This window comes from Streptomyces venezuelae (assembly GCF_008642335.1).
Classification (GTDB): domain Bacteria; phylum Actinomycetota; class Actinomycetes; order Streptomycetales; family Streptomycetaceae; genus Streptomyces; species Streptomyces venezuelae_F.
Window position 1 is genome coordinate 1,734,580 of record NZ_CP029191.1, and the last position, 19,678, is coordinate 1,754,257.

General features: G+C 72.0%; 20 protein-coding genes. 12 read left to right on the forward strand and 8 right to left on the reverse strand.

Annotation, left to right across the window (positions count from 1 at the left end; all coding sequences use genetic code 11):
- The first annotated feature begins 75 nt into the window (after positions 1-75).
- The 4 genes from DEJ49_RS07710 to DEJ49_RS07725 all read left to right on the forward strand — a co-directional run bounded on the left by DEJ49_RS07710 (position 76) and on the right by DEJ49_RS07725 (position 4,582).
- Positions 76-1,116 (forward strand): hypothetical protein, encoded by a 1,041-nt coding sequence (locus tag DEJ49_RS07710; RefSeq protein WP_190329292.1) that lies wholly within the window; start codon positions 76-78, stop codon positions 1,114-1,116.
- A complete protein-coding gene (locus DEJ49_RS07715; protein ID WP_223832760.1) occupies positions 1,113-2,414 on the forward strand; it encodes a sensor histidine kinase in 1,302 nt (433 codons plus the stop codon). Before DEJ49_RS07710 ends, DEJ49_RS07715 begins: the two co-directional genes overlap by 4 nt.
- The gene (locus DEJ49_RS07720; RefSeq protein ID WP_150183430.1) at positions 2,411-3,070 is read left to right on the forward strand and encodes a response regulator transcription factor; all 660 of its coding nucleotides are present in this window, start codon (positions 2,411-2,413) and stop codon (positions 3,068-3,070) included. The genes DEJ49_RS07715 and DEJ49_RS07720 overlap by 4 nt, the downstream gene beginning before the upstream one ends.
- 63 nt (positions 3,071-3,133) lie before the next feature.
- On the forward strand, positions 3,134-4,582 hold the full coding sequence (locus tag DEJ49_RS07725; protein WP_150183431.1) for a peptidoglycan D,D-transpeptidase FtsI family protein: 1,449 nt from the start codon (positions 3,134-3,136) through the stop codon (positions 4,580-4,582).
- A gap of 25 nt (positions 4,583-4,607) precedes the next feature.
- Here DEJ49_RS07725 and DEJ49_RS07730 read toward each other — a convergent pair whose 3' ends face one another.
- The 5 genes from DEJ49_RS07730 to DEJ49_RS07750 all read right to left on the reverse strand — a co-directional run bounded on the left by DEJ49_RS07730 (position 4,608) and on the right by DEJ49_RS07750 (position 8,096).
- Positions 4,608-5,396 (reverse strand): hypothetical protein, encoded by a 789-nt coding sequence (locus tag DEJ49_RS07730; RefSeq protein ID WP_150183432.1) that lies wholly within the window; start codon positions 5,394-5,396, stop codon positions 4,608-4,610.
- Entirely contained in the window at positions 5,393-5,737 is a 345-nt protein-coding gene (locus tag DEJ49_RS07735) for a PadR family transcriptional regulator (protein WP_150183433.1), read from the reverse strand. The genes DEJ49_RS07730 and DEJ49_RS07735 overlap by 4 nt, the downstream gene beginning before the upstream one ends.
- A 14-nt stretch (positions 5,738-5,751) precedes the next feature.
- Positions 5,752-6,489 (reverse strand): CPBP family intramembrane glutamic endopeptidase, encoded by a 738-nt coding sequence (locus DEJ49_RS07740; protein WP_150183434.1) that lies wholly within the window; start codon positions 6,487-6,489, stop codon positions 5,752-5,754.
- A gap of 111 nt (positions 6,490-6,600) precedes the next feature.
- Complete coding sequence (locus DEJ49_RS07745; protein ID WP_150183435.1) at positions 6,601-7,398, reverse strand: HAD family acid phosphatase; 798 nt, start codon at positions 7,396-7,398, stop codon at positions 6,601-6,603.
- 107 nt (positions 7,399-7,505) lie between these two features.
- Complete coding sequence (locus DEJ49_RS07750) at positions 7,506-8,096, reverse strand: TIGR03086 family metal-binding protein (protein WP_190329293.1); 591 nt, start codon at positions 8,094-8,096, stop codon at positions 7,506-7,508.
- A 133-nt stretch (positions 8,097-8,229) separates the two neighbouring features.
- Between DEJ49_RS07750 and DEJ49_RS07755 the strand changes: the two genes are divergently transcribed.
- On the forward strand, positions 8,230-9,438 hold the full coding sequence (locus DEJ49_RS07755) for an MFS transporter (RefSeq protein ID WP_150183436.1): 1,209 nt from the start codon (positions 8,230-8,232) through the stop codon (positions 9,436-9,438).
- On the opposite strand, the gene DEJ49_RS07760 is transcribed toward DEJ49_RS07755, so the two are convergent.
- The 3 genes from DEJ49_RS07760 to DEJ49_RS07770 all read right to left on the reverse strand — a co-directional run bounded on the left by DEJ49_RS07760 (position 9,413) and on the right by DEJ49_RS07770 (position 13,024).
- Complete coding sequence (locus tag DEJ49_RS07760) at positions 9,413-10,828, reverse strand: S28 family serine protease (RefSeq protein ID WP_150183437.1); 1,416 nt, start codon at positions 10,826-10,828, stop codon at positions 9,413-9,415. The two genes, DEJ49_RS07755 and DEJ49_RS07760, sit on opposite strands and share 26 nt — an antisense overlap.
- A gap of 61 nt (positions 10,829-10,889) precedes the next feature.
- Positions 10,890-12,062, reverse strand: a complete 1,173-nt coding sequence (locus DEJ49_RS07765) for a hypothetical protein (protein WP_150183438.1) — start codon at positions 12,060-12,062, stop codon at positions 10,890-10,892.
- Positions 12,059-13,024 (reverse strand): 5-dehydro-4-deoxyglucarate dehydratase, encoded by a 966-nt coding sequence (locus DEJ49_RS07770; RefSeq protein WP_150183439.1) that lies wholly within the window; start codon positions 13,022-13,024, stop codon positions 12,059-12,061. Before DEJ49_RS07770 ends, DEJ49_RS07765 begins: the two co-directional genes overlap by 4 nt.
- 238 nt (positions 13,025-13,262) lie before the next feature.
- On the opposite strand from DEJ49_RS07770, the gene DEJ49_RS07775 reads away from it, so the two are divergent.
- The 7 genes from DEJ49_RS07775 (at position 13,263) to DEJ49_RS07805 (ending at position 19,634) form a co-directional block, all read left to right on the forward strand.
- A complete protein-coding gene (locus DEJ49_RS07775; RefSeq protein ID WP_150188102.1) occupies positions 13,263-14,072 on the forward strand; it encodes an NAD-dependent epimerase/dehydratase family protein in 810 nt (269 codons plus the stop codon).
- Positions 14,073-14,338: 266 nt separating this feature from the next.
- The gene (locus tag DEJ49_RS07780; protein ID WP_190329294.1) at positions 14,339-15,109 is read left to right on the forward strand and encodes a DeoR/GlpR family DNA-binding transcription regulator; all 771 of its coding nucleotides are present in this window, start codon (positions 14,339-14,341) and stop codon (positions 15,107-15,109) included.
- A 111-nt stretch (positions 15,110-15,220) separates the two neighbouring features.
- Positions 15,221-16,585 (forward strand): ABC transporter substrate-binding protein, encoded by a 1,365-nt coding sequence (locus DEJ49_RS07785; RefSeq protein WP_150183441.1) that lies wholly within the window; start codon positions 15,221-15,223, stop codon positions 16,583-16,585.
- The gene (locus DEJ49_RS07790) at positions 16,582-17,535 is read left to right on the forward strand and encodes a carbohydrate ABC transporter permease (RefSeq protein WP_223832761.1); all 954 of its coding nucleotides are present in this window, start codon (positions 16,582-16,584) and stop codon (positions 17,533-17,535) included. Before DEJ49_RS07785 ends, DEJ49_RS07790 begins: the two co-directional genes overlap by 4 nt.
- Positions 17,535-18,365 carry a carbohydrate ABC transporter permease gene (locus tag DEJ49_RS07795; RefSeq protein ID WP_150183442.1) on the forward strand — a complete coding sequence of 277 codons (831 nt, stop codon included), beginning with the start codon at positions 17,535-17,537 and terminating at the stop codon, positions 18,363-18,365. The genes DEJ49_RS07790 and DEJ49_RS07795 overlap by 1 nt, the downstream gene beginning before the upstream one ends.
- A gap of 16 nt (positions 18,366-18,381) precedes the next feature.
- A complete protein-coding gene (locus DEJ49_RS07800) occupies positions 18,382-19,371 on the forward strand; it encodes a zinc-dependent alcohol dehydrogenase family protein (protein WP_150183443.1) in 990 nt (329 codons plus the stop codon).
- Positions 19,372-19,412: 41 nt separating this feature from the next.
- The gene (locus DEJ49_RS07805) at positions 19,413-19,634 is read left to right on the forward strand and encodes a hypothetical protein (RefSeq protein ID WP_150183444.1); all 222 of its coding nucleotides are present in this window, start codon (positions 19,413-19,415) and stop codon (positions 19,632-19,634) included.
- The last annotated feature ends 44 nt before the right edge of the window (positions 19,635-19,678 follow it).

The following is a 19,678-nucleotide window of genomic DNA, read 5'->3' on the forward strand; positions in this document are numbered from 1 at the left end:
TCTCCGCCGCGCGGCGGAGGCGGATCGTCGCGGGGCAGGAGGTGCGGAGGGGTGGTCGGGCGGGAGCGTTGAGGCATGTCGCAGAGCCTGTCCCCCGCATCGCCGTCGGCCGCCCCGCCCGCCGGGCCTCCTCCCGCCGCGCCCACGGCGCTCGGCCTCAGCCGGCCCCGGCGCGCCCTCCGGTTCGTCTCCGTGGTCTCCTGCGTGCCGTATCTCGCCCTCAAGGCCGCCTGGATCGGCGGGAGTCACCTCGGGATTCCCGACGGCAGTCCCCTGCTGGAGCACCGGCTCACGATGATCGTCGCCAACGGGCTGACCGTCCTCATGGACGCGGGCGTCATCGTGCTCGCGCTGCTGCTGACCCGGCCGTGGGGGCGTCGGATGCCCGCCTGGCTGCTCGCGGGCCCGATGTGGGTCGCCACCGGGCTGCTGACGCCGATCATGGCCGGGTTTCCGCTGCAGCTCGTGGTCAGGGCGTTCGGCGGCAGCGACGGAGGGTCGGGCGGCGGCAGCGGGGACGAGCCGTTCCTCGACGGCTGGGTCTTCGGCGTCGTGTATACCGGGTTCATCCTGCAGGGCGTCGCGCTCGGCTCCCTCTTCGCGCTCTACGCGCGGGACCGCTGGGGGCACCTGTGGCGCGGGCGGGTCGGGGAGGGGCCGCCGTCCGTCGGCGACCGGTGGACGCGGACCGCCGTGGCCGTCGCCGCACTGCTCGCCCTCTTCCCCGCCGGCCTGCACGCCCTGTGGGCCGCGGGCTCCACAGCGGGGCTCGACGCGGGGCGGGCCCGGGAGCGTACGGCCGACTTCCACGTACTGGAGTCCCTGGACGTCGGCTACCTCGTCGCCGCCGTGGGCGGCGCCCTCGTACTGGCCTTCCGGCTGCTTCCCGCGCTCCCCGTGAAGGTGCCGCTCGCCCTGGCCTGGGCGGGCTCGGGGGCAGCGGGCTGCTGGGGCGCCTGGCTGCTCGCCGCCTCACTCACCGGCCCCGCGGACGATCTCACCGCGGGCCCCTCCGGCCCGATGGTTCTGACCTACGCTGTGCAGATGATCACCGGGTTGCTCGTGGCCGCCGCCGGAGCCCGCCACCTGACGCGGCGGGCGAGGTCCGCGGCGTGACGTCACCGGCCACCGCCCTCTTCGGGCGTCGGACACGCCGCCGGTGGATCCACCTCATCCTCGGCGGCGCCCTCGCCATGCCGTACGTCTTCGTCGGCTCCGTCGTCGTCGGACCGCTCTTCGGCGACAAGACGTTCTTCGGCTCGCTCGGCGCCCAGCTCAGCGCGTTCGCGGTGGGCCTGCCGCTCGCCGCGATCACCGCGCTGTTCCCGCTGACCCGGCCCATGTCGGTGGCCGCCGTGCGCGCCCTGTGCGCGGTGCCGGACGAGTCGCTCGCCGACGGGCCCGCGCGGACCCGCGCGGCGCGCGGCCGCACCGTCGCCTGGTTCACGCTGCACCTCGGCCTCGGCGGGGTCATCAGCGGCATGTCGCTCGCGCTGCCGCCGTTCGCGGCGTTTCTCGTCGCGCTGCCGTTCGTCCCCGCGCTGCGGGACGACAGCACGGGGGCGCCCCCGTTCTTCGACGAGCCATGGTGGCTCGTCCTCTCCCCCGTCGCCGGCCTCCTCTCGCTCGCCGCGCTCGCCGCCTGCGCCGCCGCGGCCGGCGGACTCCTCGCACGCCGGGCGCCCGACCTGCTCGGGCCGACGCCCGCCGACCGGCTCGCGGCCGCCGAGCGCCGCGCCGCCGACCTCGCCGTGCGCAACCGCCTCGCGCGCGAGCTGCACGACTCGGTCGGCCATGCCCTGAGCGCCGTCACCCTCCAGGCGAGCGCGGCCCGCCGGGTCCTCGACCACGACCCGGAGTTCGTGCGCGATGCGCTCGCCGCCATTGAGGACACCACGCGTCGCACGGTCGGCGAACTGGACGCCGTGCTCGGCGTGCTGCGGGAGACCGGCGAGGGCACCGGCGCCCGCCCGACGGCCCCCGCGCCCACACTCGCCGCCGACCTCGAAGGGCTGCTTCGCCGCACCCGCGCGGGCGGCCTGCGCGTGTCCGCGACGGTGGACGCGGACCTCGGCACGGACCCCGACGCGCTGCCCCCGCAGGTCTCCCGCGAGGCCTACCGCATCGTCCAGGAGGCCCTGAGCAACGCGCTGCGGCACGGCGACGACGCCACCTCCGTGACCCTGCGCATCGCCATGGACGGCACCGACCTGACCGTCACCGCCGAGAACCCGCTCCCGGCCCGGCCCACCACCGCCGCCTCCTCCCGGCCCGGCGGCGGCCACGGCCTGCGCGGCATCGCCGACCGGGCCCGGCTGCTCGGCGGCACGGCGGACGCGGGCCCCCGGGACGGCACGTGGCGACTGGACGTACGACTTCCCCTGACAGGTGAGCGAGTGGAGAGACAGCGATGACCGCGAACGGCATCAGGGTCGTCCTCGCCGACGACGAACGCATGGTCCGCACCGCCCTGCGCGCGATCCTCTCGGCCGAGCAGGGCATCGAGGTGGTCGGCGAGGCGGCGACAGGTGCCGAGGCGGTCTCCGTCGTACGGGACCTGAAGCCCGACGTGGTCCTGATGGACGTCCGCATGCCGGAGGTCGACGGCATCCGCGCCACCGAGCAGATCCTGCGGACGATGTCCGGGCCGCCGCGCGTCGTCGTCGTGACGACCTTCGAGAACGACGCGTACGTGTACGAGGCGCTGCGCGCCGGAGCCGCCGGGTTCCTCCTCAAACGCGCGGACGCGGACGAGCTCGTCCAGGCGGTCCGGCTCGTCGCGCGCAGCGACTCGCTGCTCTTTCCCTCGGCGGTCCGCGCCCTGGCCGCGGAGTACGGCCGCGCCGAGCCCGCCCCGCCCGCCTGGGTGGCCCGCCTCACCGGCCGCGAGAGCGAGGTGCTGCGGCTGATGGCGGCGGGTCTGACCAACGCGGAGATCGCCGGACGGATGGGCGTGGGCGCGGCGACGGTGAAGACCCACGTGGCGTCCGTCCTCGCCAAGACGGGGGCGCGGGACCGCACGCAGGCGGTGATCGCGGCGTACGAGGCGGGCTTCATGAAGGCTGGATGAGAAAACGGTCTCAAGCACGGCAGAAGGGAACGAAACCCTTCCCTCCGTTCGTCCTCCCACGGGATGAACAAGACGATCAGGCGCGCCTCGGTCTTCGCGCTGCTGCTCGTGCTCGCCCTGCTGGTGCGGGCGACATGGGTGCAGTTCCACGACTCGACGGCTCTCGCGGACGACAAGCACAACCGGCGGAACGTGATGGCGCAGTACGCGAATCCGCTGGGCGACATCATCGTGGGCGGTGAGGCCATCACCGGCTCCGAACGGACGAAGGGAGGAGACCTCGCGTACAAGCGCACGTACAAGAACGGCGACCTCTACTCGCCCATCACGGGGTACAGCTCGCAGGTGTACGGCGCCACACAGCTCGAAGGCATCTACAAGGACCTGCTCGACGGCACCGACAACCGCCTGAAGAACCCCCTCGACGTGCTCACCAACAAGCGGGCCGCCCCCGGTGACGTGGTCACGACGATCGATCCGGCGGTGCAGAAGGCCGGGTACAAGGCGCTCGGCGACACCAAGGGCGCCGCCGTGGCCATCGACCCCAAGACCGGCCGCATCCTCGGCATGGTCTCGACCCCGTCGTACGACCCGTCGAGGATCAGCGGCTCGTCGGACTCCAAGGCGTGGAAGGAGCTGACCACCGACAAGGAGAAGCCGATGGTCAACCGCGCGATGCGGCAGCCGCTCCCGCCCGGCTCCACCTTCAAGCTGGTCGTCGCGGCGGCGGCCCTGGAGGACGGTCTCTACGGCTCGGTGGACGAGCGGACGAGCAGCCCGAACCCGTACACGCTGCCCGGCACGCGCACGGTCCTCAGGAACGAGAACCAGTCGGCTCCCTGCGAGGACGCGAACATCCGCACGGCGCTGCAGTACTCGTGCAACAACGTCTTCGCGAAGATGGCCGTCGACCTGGGCCAGGACAAGGTCAAGGCGATGGCGGACAAGATGGGCTTCGACACGGACAAGCTGGACGTGCCCGTGCGCGCGGCCGAGAGCGTCTACCCCTCCGACATGGACAAGGCGCAGACCGCGCTCAGCGGCATCGGCCAGTTCGACGTCACGGCGACGCCGCTCCAGATGTCGATGGTCTCCGCGGCCATCGCCAACGGCGGCGTGCTGGCGAAGCCGCACATGGTGTCGCAGATCAGCGACTCCGGCGGCGACGTCCTGGAGAAGTACGACGACGGCGCGTCCCAGCGCGTGATGGACGCGTCGACCGCCGAGGGCCTGCAGTCCGCGATGCGGACGGTCGTGGAGAAGGGCACCGGCACCAACGCGAAGATCGACGGCGCGACGGTGGGCGGCAAGACCGGTACGGCGCAGCACGGCGAGAACAACAGCAAGACGCCGTACGCCTGGTTCACGTCGTATGCCAAGGGCGGCGACGGCAAGGAGGTGGCGGTCGCGGTGATGATCGAGTCGTCGAGCGCGGCGCGCGACGAGGTCAGCGGCAACGGTCTGGCGGCGCCGATCGCCAAGGCGATGATGGCGGCGGCGCTGAAGTCCTGAGCTCCTGCCCCCGGCCCTTCCCGGGTCAGGGGCGGCGCCCCCGCCACATCTGCAGGGCCCATGCCGCACCCACGACCGCGCCCCCTCCGGCGAGCAGCCCCACCACGAAGCCGTATCCGCTGCTCGCCTCCCCGTCGTCGACGGCTACGGAGACACCGGCGACGGCCACCGCGAGGGCGAGCACGGCGAGGAGCACGGAGAACTTGCGGCTGAAGAAGCGGGACCGCTCCGGCGCCGGCGGCGGCGACTCCAGCCGCGCCGCGGGGCCGAGGCTCGCCGCCCGCGGCCGCTTGAACCAGGCATAGACGACCCACGTCCCGCAGGCCTCCCAGCCGTCGGGGGCGAGCCGCTCGTCGAGGCCCTCGCGCCCGCGCGTGATCAGCTCGCGCCGGTACTCCCAGCGCTGCGGCTGCGCCAGGTCCCGATGGCTGACGAAGCGGCCGATGGCGTCGACGCGTTCGACCTCCCAGCCCTCGTCGCCGAAGCGGTTGAGGAGCTCCTCGTCGACGTAGGTGTCGGCGATCCAGCGCCAGGTCTCCACCGTCTCGCCCGCGCCGTCCGGCTCGCCCGGCTCGTCCGCCGCCCCTGGTGCCCGCACCCCCGTGCCGGGCACCAGTTGGGCGGCGAACGCGTCGGCGGGCCCGAACTCGGACTCCGCGTCCTCGGCGCCGGACTCGTCGAGGTGCGCGGCGAGGTCGGTGACGGTCGCCTCGACACGGTCGGCGGGCAGGCCGCGCGCCTGGAGCCGCTCGGCGAGGTCGATGAGGTAACCGTCGCGCGCGTACTGCGTGTCCTGCTTGTACTGATTGCTCATCGTGGTTCCACTCCCGCCTTCGCGAGGACGTCGCGTACGGATCCGTCGAAGGCGAGCCACAGGCCGCCCTGTTCGCCGAGGGTCTCGCGCCCGGCATCGGTGAGCCGGTAGTAGCGCCGCCCGGGGCCCTTCTCGGTGGCGCGGAACTCCGCGGCGACCAGGTCCGCCTCCTCCAGGCGGTTGAGCACGGGATAGAGCGTGCCGCCCTTGATCTGGCCGAAGCCCGCGGCTCCGAGCCGCTTGGCGATCTCGTAGCCGTAGCTCTCGCCGTCGGTGAGGGCGGCGAGGACGAGCAGGTCGAGGACGCCCTTGAACCAGCTGGCGCGGCGGTCGGTCGTCACGTCGGAACTCCCTCTCAGACGGCGGCTTCGGGCGCGGCGCGCAGCTTCTCCGGCGCGGGCAGCGTCAGGTCGCGCACGGAGAGGAAGACGTGCACGGCGACGGGGAGCAGGAGGCTGCCCGAGGCGAGGTAGAGACCCGCGAACACGACGCCGAAGAACGCGAAGGCGAGGACGCCCCGGCGGCCCTGGTAGAACCCGGCGACGGCGTAGACGAGCACCGAGAAGGCCGCCGCCACATACGGGTCGAGGCCGAGCGCTCCGACGCCGAAGGCGATGAGGAGGCCGCGGTAGACGAGCTCGGCACCGATGCCGTCGGTCACGGCGACGGCGATCGCGAGCCTGCGCTCCTGCTCCGTGCGCGGCAGCATCGCCTCGATGGAGGCGAGCCCCGGCACGTTCTTGCCCTGCTCGGCGAGGGCGCGGAAGTTCCGCCCGGACGTCACGGCGATCGCTCCGGCGAGGAGGACGGCGGTGACGGCGTACACGGGCCGGTCCGGCATCGCGAGGCCGAAGTCGGCGGCGTCCGTGCCGGGCGAGAGCAGCAGGGCGGCGACGGCGAGGGCGGCGAAGGCCCACCACAGGGTGAGGACGAGGCCGAAGTAGCGGACCAGGGCGCGCGGTTCGGTGTCCCTGCGGCGGGCCAGCGACTCGTACATGCGCCGTCCCGCCCACGGCTCCCCGAGGAGCAGGTACGCGGCGAGCACGGCGGTGACGGCCGTCGAGGCGGCCGAGAAGTCCGGCGAGATGGTCATGGGGTTCCCCCTACCCTGAGCGACTGAGCTACCTAGACCGTATGCCGACCTAGTCAGGATTACAACCTATCTCGCGCCGCGACCCCTCGACGGCCGTCACCCGAGCAGCGGTCAGCCCACGAAGTACGTCGGGTTCGGGAGCTTGTACGTCCGGTCCGCGTAGCCGCCGGCGAGGTCGGAGACCTGGTCGCCGAAGCTGCCGATGATGTTGTAGCCGGTGGACTCGATGTGCTTGCGCGTGCCTTCCTTGAACTGGACGGTGTCGCACTTCCAGGCGTCGGGCGTGGCGCAGTGGCTCAGGTAGGCGGGCGGGTTCGGCTTGTTCTTGGTGAACACGTGCGTGCGGTCGAGCGGCGTCTTGTAGCCCGCCTTGGCGAGGTTGGTGACGGCGCCCTCGCGCTGCGACTCGGCGAGGCCGGTGAGGAAGAAGACCTCGACGCCGTGGCGCTTCGCGTACGCCACGAGCTCGGGCATGCCGAACACGGCGGGGCGCTTGGCCGCCTTGACGTACGCGTCCCAACTTTCGTTGTTGTACGTGTAGTTGGTGGACTTCTCGTAGTCGAAGCTGAGCAGGGCGGTGTCGTCCACGTCGAGGACGATGGCCGGCTTCTCGCCGTGCCCGCGGTGCGGGTGCCGCGCCGCCTTCCTGATGTCCTTCTTCGCCTTGTCCTGGATGCGGGCCAGGTCCTTGGCGTACGGGCTGTCGGGCGAGGACTTCCAGACGCCGTCCGCGCCCTTGGTCGCGCCGTAGTACTCGTCGATCTCGCCGACGAGCAGGCCTATGTTGTGGGGCTCCTTGGTGGGCCGGGGCCGGGCCTGGTCGGCACTGGCGGCGCCGGTGGTGTAGAGGGCGGCGCCGGCGACGGTGCAGGCAGTGGCCAGGCCGGCCACACGTAGGGACTTGCGCATGTGTTGCGTCTCCGCATCAGGGTTCGGGCAGGTCAAGGACTGTCTACGCGCATCGACCCGCCCCTGGGGAGCCCATGGCCCGACCCTTTACCTGATCCATACCTGGGTCAGGAGCGCGCTGCCCAGTGCGGGTCGCGCCCGCTGAGCCCGATCACCCGGTCGAGGAGGGGCGCGTCGTCGGCGACGGGAACGGGCGTCCCGAAGAACCCGCTGTCGTCCCCGTCGCCGCCCTCGACAGGCGTGAGGAGCGCCTCGGCGGCCCGCAGGCTCGCCTCGTCGGGGGCGTACTCCTGGCCGGTGGCGCGCGCCAGGTCCCAGCCGTGCACGACGAGTTCGTCGAGGGCGACGAGTCCGGCGACCTCGCCGGGCAGGTCGATGCCGCCCGCGCGGGTCATGCCCTCCCAGGCGGCCGGGTCGCGCCAGGCGTCGGCGAGGGTGGCGAGGGCCTTCGGCAGGTCGGCGCGCCAGCCCGGACCGACGTCCGGGAGCGTGCTGCCCGGGTCGCGGTCGAGTTCGGGCACGAAGTCCTTGTGCGCGGCCCGGTCGAAGGCGTGGGAGAGGCCGAGCACATGGCCCAGTACGTTGCGCACCGCGTACTCGGGGCAGGGGGTGGGCGCCGCGAGCTGCTCGTCGGTGATGTGTTCGGCGATGCGCGCCACGAGGCGGGCCTGCGGCCCGAAGTCGAACATGTCGGCCATGGGATGTCCTTCTGAGGATGCGAATACGGTACGTCTCCCCTTGTAGACCGCCCCCGCGCCCCGAACTCATCGCACCTGCTCGGTCAGTCGCCCGATACCGGGCAGGGGTCCTTAGACACCACCATCACCACCCATGGAAACTTCGATCGGGCGCGTCCTGCGGGACCGCAACGCGGGTCTGTACCTGGGTGCCGTGCTGGTCTCCGGCTTCGGGACCTCCGCGCTGTGGCTGGCCTCCGGGATCTGGGTGAAGGAGCTGACGGGTTCGGACGGACTCGCCGCCCTCTGCCAGCTCGCGCTGTGGGCCCCCACCCTCGCCGGCCCCCTCCTCGGCACCCTCGCCGACCGCACACGCCGCAGACCGCTCCTGGTGACGACCAACCTGGCCCTGGCCGCCCTGCTCCTCGCCCTCTTCACCGTGGACACACCGGCCCGCCTGTGGATCCTCTTCACGGTCCTCGTGGTGTACGGGGCGTGCGGCGTCGTCACCGACGCGGCGGAGGCGGCCCTGGCCGCGACGGCACTCGACAAGGACCTCCTCGGCGACTTCAACGGCCTGCGGATGTCCGCGAACGAGGGCATGAAGCTGGTGGCACCGCTCGCCGGGGCGGGCCTGTACGCCGCGTACGGCGGCGCCCGGGTGGCCCTCCTGGACGCGGTGACGTTCGTGCTGGCGGCGGGCATGTTCGCGCTGCTGCGGGTCCGGGAGACAGCGCCTGCGCCCGACCCCACGCCGCTGCGCGCAAGAACGGGAGACGGAGCCCGCCATCTCTGGGGGCACGCCCGCCTGCGCCCTCTCGTGGTGGCGGGCGGCCTGACGATGCTGACCTCGGGCATCAGCGGCGCCACGGTCTACGCCATCGCCGAGAACCTCGGCCGCCCCGCTTCCTACGCGGGCGTGCTGTACGTCGCCCAGGGCGTCGGTTCCGTCGCGGTGGGCGTGGCGTCGGGGGCGCTGATCCGCCGGTTCGGGGCGCGCCGATTCGGCGGCGCGGGCATCGCTCTGACCGCCGTGGCGGCCGCCCTCTCGGCGGTCCCGAACGACGCGTCGGCCCTCGCCGGAAGCCTCACGAACGGCGTCGGACTCCCGTGCGTCCTGATCGCCGGCCTGACCGCGGTGCAGCGCGAGACACCGGACGCACTCCTCGGCCGGGTGGCGGCCACGGCCAGCACGCTGATGTTCGCCCCGACCGCCCTCGGCATCGCGACGGGCGCGGCCCTGGTGGAGACCGTCGACATCGCGGTACTGCTCCCGGTGCTCGCAGGGGCACGACTGCTGATCGCCGCACCCCTGCTGAGGCCCTCCCGGGCCCGGGTTACTGCACGTTCGCCCAGCGCTTGATGGTCGCGACGGCCTTCGCCTGCTCCGCTGCGGGGAGCTTCGCGATCGAGGCACCGTGGTTGGCGCCGGGGACCACGTAGCGGTAGGAGTCGTGGCGGCTCGGGGTGAACTTCTCGGCGCTCCACGGGTCGTTCTCGCCGTAGATGAACATCATGCGCTCACCGCGCTTCTTCACCCAGCGGTCGACGTCCGCGATGGTCCTGTTGTCGTACGTGCCGCGCATGGCGGCGGGCAGCACCGAGTTGGGCTGGTAGATGTCCGGGTAGTGGCGGACGTCCTTGAGGTGCTGGAACCTGAGGTCGGCCCAGCCGAGTTGGGTGGCGGCCTGGCGGTAGTAGGGGCCCGTGCCGTTGGTGCCGAGGGACTCGTCCTGGTAGACGCTGAAGCCGTGCTCCTTCGACCAGGAGTAGAGCTCGTCGTCGGTGGCCTTCTTCGCGTCGGGCACGGTCGGGCAGTCGGCGGCGGTGCCGGACTGCCAGAAGTTCCAGACCTGGTCGAGGACCGCGAACTCGTAGGCGCGGTCGGTGGTGCCGAGGGTCTCCTCGAACGTGTCACCCGCGGCCTTCGCGTCCGCCTCGAACTTGGGAAGGAGCGCGTCGCGGCGTACGAGCATCTCGCGCTGCACGGCGTTCAGCGCGGTCCTGCACTGCTGGTCGCCGACTGTCCGGAAGAAGCGTTCGTACCCGGAGTCGTCGCGGTTGTCCGCGTCGTTCGGCGCGACGAACGCGACGACCGCGTCGAGGTCCCGGGGGTAGAAGCGCTCGTGGTACGTCGCGGTCATGCCGCCCTTGCTGGCGCCGGTGCCGAGCCACTTGCCCTTCTCGATGGTGCGCAGGGCCCGGGTGAGGCGGTGCTCGTCGGCGGCCTCCTGCTCGACGGTCATCTTGGACCAGTCGTCGCCCGCGGCGCCCTTGGGCCGCGACTCGGCGAAGTAGCGGTGCTCGACGCTGACCTGGTTGGCGTCGATGAGCTTGGTGAGGGCGGTCGTGCCGCCTGCGAGGGTGTAGCCGCCGGTGTACAGGACGGTCGGCTTGTCCGTGGCCTTGTGCCAGAGCGTGGCGCGCTGCGTGAAGGTGGCGCCGTGGGGCCTGCGGTGGTCGACGGGCTGCCTGTACGTGAGCGTGTAGAGGGGGTGGCCCTCCTTGTCCGCCACGGAGACGACCGTCAGGCCCGGTATTCGCTCCAGGCGCTCGCGGATGTGGTCACGAGTGTCGGAGGCGGTGGTTCCGGCCGTGGTGTCCTTGCCGGTCGCCGTGGCCTCCTTGCCGGGTGCCGCGGCCGCCTCGTGAGCTGCCGTCGGCTGCGCGGCCGCGGACGGCGCGGCGCCGAACGCCGCGGCGCCCGCCATCACTCCGGCGCAGACCAGCGCGGATATCCCCTTGTTGCGCACTCTTCCCCCTCTGTCCCGTGGTACGGGAGTGACGGTTGTGGTGCGCGGATCGTATCGGTGATCACTTCGCGTGCGACAGGGCCTTCGCGATGTGCGCGAGGTCGGCGTCCGAGGCCAATCCCGCGTGGTAGAGCCGCAGTTCCGTGGCGCCGAGCTCGGCCGCCCGTGCGGCGTCCGCAGCGAGGGTCGCGGGGCTGCCGCCCATGCCGCTCACGACGGTGAGGTTGGCCGCGAGGACCGCGTCGTCCCCGGCCCGCGCGGCGAACGGCTCCAGGAGGTGCGCGCCGCCCGTGCAGGGCACGACCACGCCGTCGGCGACGGAGAGGATGTGCCCGGGGTCGACGCCCGCGTTGGCGCCGCAGTGGTAGGGCACCGGGTCGGCGTGGAGCAGTACCTGGAAGCCGGTCGGGGCCGCCGCGCGGACGGCGACGACGACGGTCTCCTGGAGGGTGCGGGCGGTTTCCTCGCGCCACGCGCGCGTGGCCGCCGCCCGGTCCGCGCCGAGCAGCTTCTCGACGGCAGGCCAACCGTCGCCCCCCTCGCCGCCGCGCCACACCGGCTCCAGGCCGCCGCGCACGGCCCGGGCCAGCTCGTCGGGGTCGAGGCCCTGTCCCGCGTACCCCTCCCGGCAGGAGCCGCAGAAGCAGAGTGACATCAGGTACTGCCCGGCCTCGCCGAGGGTGACGCCGCCGATCTTGTCGTGGGCGTGCAGGTGCGCCAGGCCGTACCAGCCGCAGGACTCCAGTTCGGTGCCGCGCGTCTCCTGCCCGGGGCGTACGGCTGCCTCGGCCGCGAGAGCGGTGAGGTACGCGCGCGTGGCGGGCTGCGCGATGCAGGGCGCCCAGGGATAGCGGTCTCCGTAGGCGTTGACCACCGAGGTCGCCGGGTGCTCGGCGCCCATGCGGGAGTTGTGGGCGAGGACCACCCAGCTGTGGACGTCCAGCCCGGCGTCGCGCAGGGCTCGCTCCGCCTCTCCGTAGGCGTCGCCCGGCGCCCAGTCCCCGGCCGCGTACGGCCGCAGCTCGCGGCCGCGCCAGCGGTCGCCCGGCGGGTAGAGCACCGCGGCGTGCGCGGCCGTGACGACGCGGTGGCGCGGGTGGCGCGGGGTCAGCGCGCGCGTGGAGTGGTAGGCGGAGGCGAGGGTGACCTGGCGGATGCCGAGGTCGGCGAGGCGTGCGGGCGCGTCGGGGTCGCCGACGACGTCCCACGGGTAGAGGAACGCGGCGGCCTTCACGCGCCCGCCCCCGGGTGCGTGGTCCCGAGCAGCTCCCGGCCCTGCGCGACGAGTTCGGCGAGGCGCTTGACGTGTTCGCCGGCCGGCTCGTGCAGCGGCGGCCGCACGGGCCCGACGTCCAGACCACCCAGGCGCACGCCCGCCTTGACGAGGGAGACCGCGTACCCCCGGCCGAGGCCGCGCAGCTCCACGAAGGGCCGGTAGAAGCCGTCGACGAGGCGGTTCACCAGGGCGTCCCCCTCCGGCGTACCGGCGTTGAACGCGCGGTGGAAGGCGAGCGCGATGTCCGGCGCGAAGCAGAAGACCGCCGAGGAGTAGAGGGTCACGCCGATGCCGCGGTAGGCGAGGCCGGTCAGCTCGGCGGTCGGCAGGCCGTTGAAGTACAGGAAGTCGCCCGGCACCTCGGCGCGCACGGCGCTGACCGTGCGCTGCATCAGGTCCATGTCGCCGAGGCCGTCCTTGAAGCCGATGATCCCGTCCGCGCGGGCGAGTTCGACGACCGTCTCCGGGGTGAGGACGGCGTTGTCGCGCTGGTAGACGATGACGTCCAGGGAGGTGGCGGCGGCCAGCTCCGTGTAGTGCCGGACGAGCCCCTCCTGCTCGGCGACGACGAGGTAGGGCGGCATGGCGAGCAGCCCGTCGGCGCCCGCCTCCTCGGCGAGGCGCGCGTACCGCACGGCGAGCGCGGTGCCGTATCCGGCGCCCGCGACCACCGGCACCCGGCCCGCCGTCTCCTCGACCGCGGCGGTGACGCACTCCTGGAACTCCTCGGGGGTCAGCGCGTGGAACTCGCCCGTGCCGCAGCACGCGAACACGGCCGCCGCCCCGGCCTCGATGCCGCCGCGCACATGGGTGCGGAAGGTCTCCACGTCGAGGGAGCCATCGGGCCCGTATGCGGTGACCGGGAAGAACAGCGGCCCGCTGGGGACGCGCAGTCGGGAAGCGAGGGAAGCTGACGTCACGGACTCTCCCTAGGCGTGCACGTTTCTGATTCACGTCCATATCTCTGAACAGCACCACGCTAAGGCGCCCCATCGGCGCCGGTCAAGCGGCTGAACTGCCCGCGGCGAGACGGACACACCGCCCCCCACGTCTCCTTGACGCCACTCGGCGGAGATCCTTAACCTGCCACTCGTCCATACATGTGAATCTCGTACGCGCATGAGTACGCGCGCACGTACGCCGCCCGAGGAGACCCGCATGCCCGCTCCCCGCACCGTCCTGCTCACCGGCGCAGCCGGCGGCCTCGGCACCCTGATGCGCGGCCTCCTGCCCGCGTACGGCTACGACCTGCGCCTGCTGGACGTCCGCCCCGTCGACGGCGAGCCGGACGCCCGCAAGGCCGACCTCGCCGACCGGGACGCCCTGCGCGACGCCGTGCGCGGGACCGACGCCGTACTCCACCTCGCGGGCATCTCCCTGGAGTCCACCTTCGACAAGATCCTCAAGGCCAACATCGAGGGCACGTACCACCTGTACGAGGCGGCCCGCGAGGAAGGCGTCCGGCGGATCGTCTTCGCCTCCTCCAACCACGCCGTGGGCTTCACCCCGCGTCCCCAAGGCGACGATCCGCTGATCCCGGTCGACACACCGCGCCGTCCCGACACCTTCTACGGCCTGTCGAAGTCGTTCGGCGAGGACCTGGCCCAGTTCTACTGGGACAAGCACGGCATCGAGACCGTGTCGGTCCGCATCGGATCGTGCTTCCCCGAGCCGACGAGCGTGCGGATGCTGTCGGTCTGGATGAGCCCCGAGGACGGCGCCCGGCTCTTCCACGCGGCCCTCACCGCCGAGGACGTGCGGCACACCGTGGTGTACGGCTCGTCGGCCAACACCCGCCTGTGGTGGGACCTCTCCTCCGCGCGGGCGCTCGGTTACGACCCGCGGGACGACTCCGAGCAGTACGCGCCGAAGCTGCTCGCCGAGCAGGGCGAACTGGACCCCGCGAACCCGGACCACGCACACCTGGGCGGCCACTTCTGCACGAACCCGCCGGTCTGGCCGTACTGAGGAATCCGCGCCCCGATCCGCGCCCGCCCGCCCCCGTTCGGGCACCGAACGGGCACACCGTGCCCCTTAAACGGGCACGCCCGCACCCCGCACCCCTGGCCCCCGCCCCGCCAAGCGGGCAGATACGGGCATCATCGTGCCCGCTCGGAGCCTGGTAACCCCCCTCGTCCGCGCTGTAGAACTTCCCCACAGGCCCGAACGGGCACCGCGCCGGACCACGGACCGCAGCCCGCGGACCGCAGACCCAGGGGAAGAAGGTGGCGCCGATGACCGCGGAGGAACGTCAGCGGCGGATCGTCAACGCGGCCCGGCACGCCGGCTCCGTCGACGTGACGGCCCTCGCCGGTGAGCTCGGCGTCGCCAAGGAGACCGTCCGCCGCGACCTGCGGGCCCTGGAGGACCACGGCCTGGTCCGCCGCACCCACGGCGGCGCCTATCCCGTGGAGAGCGCGGGGTTCGAGACCACCCTCGCCTTCCGCACGACCATGCACGTCCCGGAGAAGCGGCGCATCGCCGCTGCCGCCGCCGAACTCCTCGGCGACGCCGAGACGGTCTTCGTCGACGAGGGCTTCACCCCGCAACTGATCGCCGAGTCGCTGCCCGGGGCCGCGGCGGGCCGCCCGCTCACCGTCGTCACCGCCTCCCTGGCCACCGCGGGGTCCCTCGCCGAGGCCGAGAACATCACCGTGCTGTTGCTCGGCGGCCGGGTGCGGCCCGGCACGCTCGCCACCGTCGACCACTGGACGACCCGCATGCTCGCCGGGTTCGTCATCGACCTGGCGTACATCGGCGCCAACGGCATCTCCCGCGAACACGGCCTGACGACGCCCGATCCCGCCGTCAGCGAGGTGAAGGCGCAGGCCATCAGGGCGTCGCGGCGCACGGTGTTCATGGGCGTGCACACCAAGTTCGGGGCGACGAGCTTCTGCCGGTTCGCGGGGATCGGCGACCTCGACACGATCGTCACGAGCAGTCGTCTTCCCGCGTCCGAAGCGCACCGCTACTCCCTCCTGGGCCCGCAGGTCCTCCGCGTCTGACGCCCACCCCGTCCCTTTTCCGCCCACGGTCACCACTCCCCACTCCCCTCCCCCATTCCCCGTACGCCGATCCGGGGTCCCGCACGCCCCGAAACACCCTCAGGAGCTTTCATGCGAACCCCGAGCCGACGGAGGCCGCGCGCGCTCGCCGCGGCCGCCGCAGGGGCGCTGCTCGTCCCGCTGCTCGCCGGCTGCTGGGCCGGCGCCGGCGGGGCAGGTTCAGGCGACTCCATCAACGTCCTCATGGTGAACAACCCGCAGATGGTGGAGTTGCGCAAGCTCACCGCCGCCCACTTCACCGAGGAGACGGGCATCAAGGTGAACTTCACCGTCCTGCCCGAGAACGACGTCCGCGACAAGATCAGCCAGGACTTCGCCAACCAGGCGGGCCAGTACGACGTCGCGACGCTCAGCAACTACGAGATACCGATCTACGCCAAGAACGGCTGGCTGCACGAGGTCGGTTCGTACGCGCGCAAGGACAGGACGTACGACGAGAAGGACATCCTGCCGCCCATGCGCCAGTCGCTCACCGGCAGCGACGGCAAGCTCTACGGACAGCCCTTCTACGGAGAGTCGTCCTTCCTGATGTACCGCAAGGACGTCTTCGCGAAGGCCGGCCTGACCATGCCGAAGCACCCCACCTGGCAGCAGGTCGCGGACCTCGCCGCCCGCGTGGACGGTAAGGAACCGGGGATGAAGGGCATCTGTCTGCGCGGACTCCCCGGCTGGGGCGAGGTGATGGCACCGCTCACGACCGTGGTGAACACCTTCGGGGGCACCTGGTTCGACAAGGACTGGAAGGCCCGACTGGACTCCCCCGAGTTCGAAAAGGCAACCCGCTTCTACGTAGACCTCGTCCGCGAGCACGGCGAGTCCGGAGCCGCGCAGTCCGGCTATGCCGAGTGCCTCAACAACCTCACCCAGGGCAAGACGGCCATGTGGTACGACGCCACGGCCGCCGCCGGGTCCCTGGAGTCCGCCAAGTCCCCGGTCAAGGGCAAGATCGGCTACGTACCGGCCCCCGTGGCGAAGACCGGGAACTCCGGCTGGCTCTACACCTGGGCCTGGGGCATGCAGAAGGCCTCCCGCAACCCGGACAAGGCCTGGAAGTTCATCTCCTGGGCCTCCGGCAAGGAGTACGAGAAGCTCGTCGGCGAGAAGATCGGCTGGTCGAACGTCCCCGCGGGCAAGCGCGCGTCGACCTACGCCAACCCCGCGTACCGCGAGGAGGCCGCCGCCTTCCAGGACGTCACCCGCGCCGCCATCGAAGGCGCCAGGCCCCGCGACCCCGGCGTGCAGCCACGCCCGGCGCCCGGCATCCAGTTCGTGGGCATCCCCGAGTTCACCGACCTCGGCACCAAGGTCTCCCAGGAGATCAGCGCGGCCATCGCCGGACGCCAGTCCGTCGATTCGGCCCTCAAGAAATCACAGGACCTCGCCGAGAAGATCTCCGAGGAGTACGAGGGACGATGACCGCCACCGCGAACACCCCCACCGTGCGGCACACGCGCGTGCCCACCCCCAAGACCGCGTCACCCTCGAACCGACTGCGCGCCTGGGCCACCAGGGCGCCCCTGCTGCCCGCCCTCATCTTCATGATCGCCGTGACCCAACTGCCCTTCGTGGCGACCCTGGTGATCTCCTTCTTCGACTGGAACGCCCTCTACCCCGACGCCCGCAGCTTCACCGGGTTCGGCAACTACTCCGAGGTCCTCACCGACCCCGACCTGCGCAAGTCCGTGCTCACCACGATCCTCCTGACCGCGACCGTGGTGCTCGCGAGCCTGGTACTCGGACTCGGTCTCGCCCTGCTCCTGAACCGGAGGTTCAAGGGGCGCGGCCTGGTCCGCACACTGCTCATCGCGCCGTTCCTGCTGGTCCCCGTGGCCGCCGCGCTGCTGTGGAAGCACGTGCTCTACAACCCCGAGTACGGGCTCTTCAACGGGCTGCTGCACTGGGTCGGCGGGGACTCGGCGGCCCAGCCGGACTGGATCTCCGACACGCCGCTCCTGGCCATCGAGGCGTCCCTCGTGTGGCAGTGGACGCCCTTCATGATGCTGATCCTGCTCGCGGGGCTGCAGAGCCGCGACTCCGAGCTGATCGAGGCGGCCCGCATGGACGGCGCGAGCAACTGGCAGGTCTTCCGCCATCTGACGCTGCCGCATCTGCGCCGCTACCTCGAACTGGGCGCGCTGCTCGGCTCGATCTACATCGTGCAGAACTTCGACGCCGTCTTCACCCTCACCTCGGGCGGCCTCGGCACGGCGAACCTGCCGTACACCGTCTACCAGAGCTTCTACCAGGCCCACGAGAACGGCCTGGCGTCCGCGGCGGGCGTGCTCGTCGTCATCGGATCGATCATCATCGCGACGTTCGCCCTGCGGGTCGTCTCGTCCCTGTTCCGTGAGGAGGTGTCCCGCTGATGAAGAACGCGCGCGGCAAGGGAATCGGCCTGGGGCTCACCGCCTGGCTCGCCGGGATCCTGTTCTTCCTGCCCATCGCCTGGATGGCCCTGACCTCCTTCCACTCGGAGGAGGACGCCGCGACCAACCCGCCCTCGCTGGCCGCCCCGCTCACCCTCGACGGCTACCGGGACTTCTTCGGGACGGGCGGCGGCGCGAGCCCCTGGCCGTCCCTGATCAACTCGACCGTCGCCTCGCTCGCCTCGACCCTGCTGGTCCTCGTCCTCGCGCTGCCGGCCGCGTACGCCCTGTCCCTTCGGCCCGTGAAGAAGTGGACGGACGTGCTCTTCTTCTTCCTGTCGACGAAGATGCTGCCGGTCGTGGCGGGTCTTCTGCCGATCTACCTCTTCGCCAAGAACACCGGCCTGCTGGACAACATCTGGCTGCTCGTCCTGCTCTACACCTCGATGAACCTGCCGATCGCGGTGTGGATGATGCAGTCGTTCCTCGCCGAGGTGCCCAGACCCGTCGTCGAGGCCGCGCAGATCGACGGGGCGCGGCTGCCGACGATCCTCACGCGCGTGGTGGCGCCCATCGCGCTCCCCGGGATCGCCGCGACCTCCCTGATCTGCTTCATCTTCAGCTGGAACGAGCTGCTCTTCGCGCGGGTCCTCACGGGCGTCGTCGCCCAGACCGCGCCCGTCTTCCTGACCGGCTTCATCACCAGCCAGGGCCTGTTCCTGGCGAAGGTGTGCGCCGCGTCGCTCGTGATCTCCCTGCCGGTGCTCGCCGCGGGGTTCGCCGCCCAGGACAAGCTGGTCCAGGGCCTGTCGTTGGGAGCCGTCAAATGAACCAGGGAGCCGCCAAGTGAAGGCCGCCATCATCGAGTCCGTGGGCAAGGCCGTCGTCGGGGAAGTGCCCGACCCGACCCCGGGCCCCCGTGACGTCGTCGTCGAGGTCGCCGCGTGCGGCCTGTGCGGCACCGATCTGCACATCCTCCAGGGGGAGTTCGCACCGACCCTGCCGGTCGTGCCGGGGCACGAGTTCGCCGGGGAGGTCGTCGCGCTCGGCAGCGACGTCCGGACCCTCGCCGTCGGCGACCGGGTCGCCGTGGACCCCTCGCTGCACTGCCACGAGTGCCGCTACTGCCGGGACGGCCGGGGCAACCTCTGCGAGCGGTGGGCCGCGATCGGCGTGACCACCGCGGGCGGCGCGGCCCAGTACGCGGTGGCGCCCGCCGCCAACTGCGTACGCCTGCCCGACCATGTCCGCACCCAGGACGCCGCCCTCATCGAGCCGCTGTCCTGCGCGGTGCGCGGCTACGACGTGCTGCGCTCCCGGCTCGGCGCCCACGTCCTGATCTACGGCTCCGGGACGATGGGCCTGATGATGCTGGAACTCGCCAAGCGCACGGGCGCGGCGAGCGTGGACGTCGTGGACCTGAACGCGGACCGGCTCGCGACGGCACGACGCCTCGGCGTCTCCGGGTCGGCGGCCGGCGCGGACGAGCTGGACCGCCCCCAGGGCTGGGACGTCGTCATCGACGCGACCGGCAACGCAGCCGCGATCCAGGACGGTCTCGAACGGGTCGCCAAGGCGGGCACGTTCCTGCAGTTCGGCGTCGCCGACTACGCCACACGGGTGCGGATCGACCCGTACCGCATCTACAACCAGGAGATCACCATCACCGGTTCGATGGCGGTCCTGCACAGCTACGAGCGGGCGGCGGAACTCTTCGCGGCCGGCGTCCTCGACCCCGACGTCTTCATCAGCGACCGGCTGCCCCTGACGGAGTACCCGGAGGCACTCGAACGGTTCGCCGCCGGGGTGGGACGGAAGATCGTGGTCGTGCCGTAATTCGGTACCGCGCGGGCGGGCCGGGACATACGCTCCCGGCCATGCCGAGACCTCATGGATTCACGTACGAAGAGCGCGTCGACGGAACCGTCCTGATCACCCACGGCGGACGTGCCGCGGGAACGCTGCGCGGCGGCCGCGCCGAGCAGTTCCTCGGCGAGGTGACGGGCGGCGACCCGCAGCTGGTGATGGCCCGCTGGACCGGGAACTACAAGCGAGGCAACGAACGCGTGGCCCGCGCGCACCCGCGCAACCGCGGCTGAAAAAACCTTCGCCGGGTAAGGGAACGGCAAAGCGGGATCGTTCG

Excerpts from the sequence above, each read along its gene's own strand:
- DEJ49_RS07710 (WP_190329292.1), top strand. The coding sequence starts at position 76 with ATGTCGCAGAGCCTGTCCCCCGCATCGCCGTCGGCCGCCCCGCCCGCC.
- DEJ49_RS07720 (WP_150183430.1), top strand. The coding sequence starts at position 2,411 with ATGACCGCGAACGGCATCAGGGTCGTCCTCGCCGACGACGAACGCATG.
- DEJ49_RS07725 (WP_150183431.1), top strand. The coding sequence starts at position 3,134 with ATGAACAAGACGATCAGGCGCGCCTCGGTCTTCGCGCTGCTGCTCGTG.
- DEJ49_RS07730 (WP_150183432.1), bottom strand. The coding sequence starts at position 5,396 with ATGAGCAATCAGTACAAGCAGGACACGCAGTACGCGCGCGACGGTTAC.
- DEJ49_RS07740 (WP_150183434.1), bottom strand. The coding sequence starts at position 6,489 with ATGACCATCTCGCCGGACTTCTCGGCCGCCTCGACGGCCGTCACCGCC.
- DEJ49_RS07745 (WP_150183435.1), bottom strand. The coding sequence starts at position 7,398 with ATGCGCAAGTCCCTACGTGTGGCCGGCCTGGCCACTGCCTGCACCGTC.
- DEJ49_RS07750 (WP_190329293.1), bottom strand. The coding sequence starts at position 8,096 with ATGGCCGACATGTTCGACTTCGGGCCGCAGGCCCGCCTCGTGGCGCGC.
- DEJ49_RS07755 (WP_150183436.1), top strand. The coding sequence starts at position 8,230 with ATGGAAACTTCGATCGGGCGCGTCCTGCGGGACCGCAACGCGGGTCTG.
- DEJ49_RS07775 (WP_150188102.1), top strand. The coding sequence starts at position 13,263 with ATGCCCGCTCCCCGCACCGTCCTGCTCACCGGCGCAGCCGGCGGCCTC.
- DEJ49_RS07780 (WP_190329294.1), top strand. The coding sequence starts at position 14,339 with ATGACCGCGGAGGAACGTCAGCGGCGGATCGTCAACGCGGCCCGGCAC.
- DEJ49_RS07785 (WP_150183441.1), top strand. The coding sequence starts at position 15,221 with ATGCGAACCCCGAGCCGACGGAGGCCGCGCGCGCTCGCCGCGGCCGCC.
- DEJ49_RS07790 (WP_223832761.1), top strand. The coding sequence starts at position 16,582 with ATGACCGCCACCGCGAACACCCCCACCGTGCGGCACACGCGCGTGCCC.
- DEJ49_RS07795 (WP_150183442.1), top strand. The coding sequence starts at position 17,535 with ATGAAGAACGCGCGCGGCAAGGGAATCGGCCTGGGGCTCACCGCCTGG.
- DEJ49_RS07805 (WP_150183444.1), top strand. The coding sequence starts at position 19,413 with ATGCCGAGACCTCATGGATTCACGTACGAAGAGCGCGTCGACGGAACC.